Origin of the sequence: Streptomyces sp. NPDC058964, from assembly GCF_042741275.1 — a bacterium.
Taxonomy (GTDB): Bacteria; Actinomycetota; Actinomycetes; order Streptomycetales; family Streptomycetaceae; genus Streptomyces.
Map to the genome: position 1 here is coordinate 3,866 of NZ_JBHYKH010000502.1, position 2,795 is coordinate 6,660.

General features: G+C 72.3%; 3 protein-coding genes. 1 reads left to right on the forward strand and 2 read right to left on the reverse strand.

The genetic code is table 11. From position 1 onward, the window contains the following. Positions 1–128: 128 nt before the first annotated feature. The gene (locus tag ACFW2E_RS38410; RefSeq protein WP_384474149.1) at positions 129–752 is read right to left on the reverse strand and encodes a GntR family transcriptional regulator; all 624 of its coding nucleotides are present in this window, start codon (positions 750–752) and stop codon (positions 129–131) included. A gap of 415 nt (positions 753–1,167) precedes the next feature. On the opposite strand from ACFW2E_RS38410, the gene ACFW2E_RS38415 reads away from it, so the two are divergent. Then, complete coding sequence (locus ACFW2E_RS38415; protein WP_384474152.1) at positions 1,168–1,785, forward strand: hypothetical protein; 618 nt, start codon at positions 1,168–1,170, stop codon at positions 1,783–1,785. Positions 1,786–1,845: 60 nt separating this feature from the next. Here ACFW2E_RS38415 and sucB read toward each other — a convergent pair. After that, positions 1,846–2,795: 2-oxoglutarate dehydrogenase, E2 component, dihydrolipoamide succinyltransferase (gene sucB / locus ACFW2E_RS38420; protein WP_384474155.1), on the reverse strand; the 950-nt coding region annotated here is incomplete at its 5' end.

Consider the following 2,795-nt stretch of genomic DNA (forward strand, 5'->3'; position numbering starts at 1 on the left):
CCCGTGGTGGTGGGCGTCACATCTTTGTGTTTCTCCTGCGCGGGGCGCGGGGGGGCGTGTGCCCCCCCCCCCCGCCCCCGCTTCAACGAGGGATTTCCGCAGGTGAGCGCCGGTGTGCTCGGCTGTTTTCAGGCGCGCGGCGCACAGCCCAGGACGTGGGCCTTCACGATCTCCGCGATCCGCGGATCGCGGCGCCGGAAGGCGGCCACCAGCTCCTCGTGCTCCTCCGCGTACGACTGCTGCACCGTCCCCAGCCACCGGATCGACAGGGCCGTGAACACCTCGATGCCCAGGCCCTCCCAGGTGTGCAGCAGCACCGAGTTCCCGGCCGCCCGGACCAGTTCGCGGTGGAAGCCCACCGTGTGCCGCACCTGGGCCGTGCCGTCGGCCCTGCGGTCGGCCTCGTAGAGGGCCGCCACATGGGGCTCCAGCGCCGAGCAGTCCTCCGCCAGCTTCCCGGCCGCAAGCTCCGCCGCGATCGCCTCCAGACCGGCCCGCACGGGGTAGCTCTCCTCCAGGTCGGCCGCGGACAGGTTCCGCACCCGTACGCCCTTGTTGGGCGCCGACTCGATCAGCCGCAGCGACTCCAGCTCGCGCAGCGCCTCCCGCACCGGGGTCTGGCTGACCTCCAGCTCCGTCGCGATCCGCCGCTCCACGATCCGCTCGCCCGGCTTCCAGCGCCCGCTGACGATTCCCTCCACGATGTGCTCGCGGATCTGTTCGCGCAGCGAGTGGACGACGGGCGCGGTCATGAGAGCTCCTTAGGAAGAGGCCCACAGGCCCCCGGGGGCGTTTGACGTTTAGACAATAAGGCCGGACCGCCTTCCGGGAGGGGCGCACGGGGGCGCTTTCATGCAGGTGAGACAAGACTTACACGCTCTCAGGCCCGCTTGTTCCGTAAAGACCCGTACCGGGCGGGACGCGGAGTCGTCACCGCCGTGTCACCGCCGGTCCACGGGCGGAACCCGCGCTGCCCGGCCCGTGTCGCGGTCGGCAGGGGGGCTCCGGCAGGGGAGCCCCTCGGCGCGGCTGGGGGACGGAATGAAGATCGGCGGACGGACCGGGTGGGCGGTCGTGGCGGCGGCCCTGGCGGCGGTCGTGGGAGTCACGGCGTGCCGGCCGATGAGCACGAGGGCGCAGCAGCCACAACACACCAAGGCAGGGAGGATGGAGAGCACGGCGGCCTCCGCCGCGGGGAGTTCCGCGGTCCTGGCCGGGCGGGGGCAGCCCGCCGGTCCCGGCGGCGCCTGCGTCTTCGTCAAGCCGGACGGTGCGCAGAAGCTCGGCCACGTCGGCTGGGGCTTCCGGATCACCGGCACGGACACCTGGGAGTACGGCGCGGTCGAGAACCCCACGAACAGCCTCTACACCCCGCCGGGAGGGGACATCGGAGCCTGGCACGCGCGGGGGACGTACGAACGCATGCTCGGCGACATGTCCCGCGACGCCCTCCCCCGGGCTCTCGGCTCCGCTCGAGCAGGGGGGACCCCCGTCCCGGGCGGCAGGTCCGCCCACCCGTACAGCCGTTACCGCTGTACGTCCTCCTCGACGAGCGACGTCCGGGCGGCGCGGGCGATGATCCGCACCGTCGAGGGCCGCGGCTTCCTCGTCGGCGTCGACCCGGGGACCGGCGAGCTCACCTCGCGGGACTGCCTGGACGCCACGTACGACGTCCTGAGGGCGTACCGCACCGAGGACCTGACGCCCGCGCCCCGCCTCTACGTCCCCAACGTGTGGGTGGAGACGCTCGTCACCTGGTCCGACGCGCGGCTGACGCCCGGGTGACACGGCGGTGCCCCGCCCGGAGAGGCTCCGGGCGGGGCACCGTACGGCAACTGCGAAGGCCTACAGCCCGAGCTCGACCTCGAACTCGCCCGCCTCCAGGATCGCCTTGACCGCCGTCAGGTAACGGGCCGCGTCGGCGCCGTCCACCAGACGGTGGTCGTAGGAGAGGGTCAGGTAGGTCATGTCGCGGACGCCGATGACCGTGCCCTCCTCGGTCTCGATGACGGCCGGACGCTTGACCGTGGCACCGATGCCGAGGATCGCGACCTGGCCCGGCGGCACGATGATCGTGTCGAAGAGCGCGCCGCGCGAACCCGTGTTGGAGATGGTGAAGGTCGCGCCGGACAGCTCGTCGGGCGTGATCTTGTTGGCGCGGACCTTGCCGGCGAGCTCCGCCGTGGCCTTGGCGATGCCGGCGATGTTCAGGTCGCCCGCGTGCTTGATGACCGGGGTCATCAGGCCCTTCTCGGAGTCCACCGCGATCCCGATGTTCTCGGAGTCGAAGTAGGTGATGGTGCCCTCGGCCTCGTTGATCTTGGCGTTGATGACCGGGTGGGCCTTCAGCGCCTGGGCCGCCGCCTTCACGAAGAACGGCATCGGGGAGAGCTTGACGCCCTCGCGCGCGGCGAAGGAGTCCTTGGCCTGGGCGCGCAGGCGCATCAGGCGCGTGACGTCGACCTCGACGACCGACGACAGCTGGGCCTGCTCGTGCAGCGCCTTGACCATGTTGTCGCCGATGACCTTGCGGATGCGCGGCATCTTCACGGTCTGGCCGCGCAGCGGGGAGGCCTCCAGGGCGGGGGCCTTCTTCGCGGCGGCGGCCGGGGCGGCAGCGGCGGCCGGAGCCGGCGCGGCGGCCTTCGCGGCCTCGGCGGCGGCGATGACATCCTGCTTGCGGATACGGCCGCCGACGCCGGTGCCCTTGACGGTGGCCAGGTCGACGCCGTTCTCGGCGGCGAGCTTGCGCACCAGCGGGGTGACGTAGGCGCCGTCGTCCACCGGCTGGGCGG